This window comes from Arthrobacter sp. SIMBA_036 (genome assembly GCF_046535135.1).
In the GTDB taxonomy this organism is placed as follows: Bacteria; Actinomycetota; Actinomycetes; order Actinomycetales; family Micrococcaceae; genus Arthrobacter.
This window is the reverse complement of sequence record NZ_JAWRXG010000473.1, coordinates 1-235: the sequence shown is the minus strand read 5'-3', so window position 1 is coordinate 235 and position 235 is coordinate 1. Positions and strand designations below refer to the sequence as shown.

Genomic DNA, 235 nt, shown 5'->3' with positions numbered 1-235 from the left:
ACTTTAAGCTTCTCGAGTTCCTCGTTCAGGGCGTCTGCAAGCTCCTTACTCGCCGTCGTCCGGGACAGTTCCGTGGATTTCCTCGATATGCCGCGCGTATCCAGTGCATCAATACAGGCTTGGAGTTTGCCGCAAATCTTGTGCTTCGCTATTGCCTCCAAGACAGCAGCCTTGACCTCGCCGAGCCGCACGCGTGCATCGAACTCCGACTTTTCGATAGCCATGGCGGCCCGCA

General features: G+C 57.0%; 1 protein-coding gene. It reads right to left on the bottom strand.

The window, feature by feature from the left end; all coding sequences use genetic code 11:
• Positions 1-224 (bottom strand): hypothetical protein (locus SB659_RS20570; RefSeq protein ID WP_410551782.1); only part of this gene is annotated, 224 nt, incomplete at its 3' end.
• Positions 225-235: the final 11 nt, after the last annotated feature.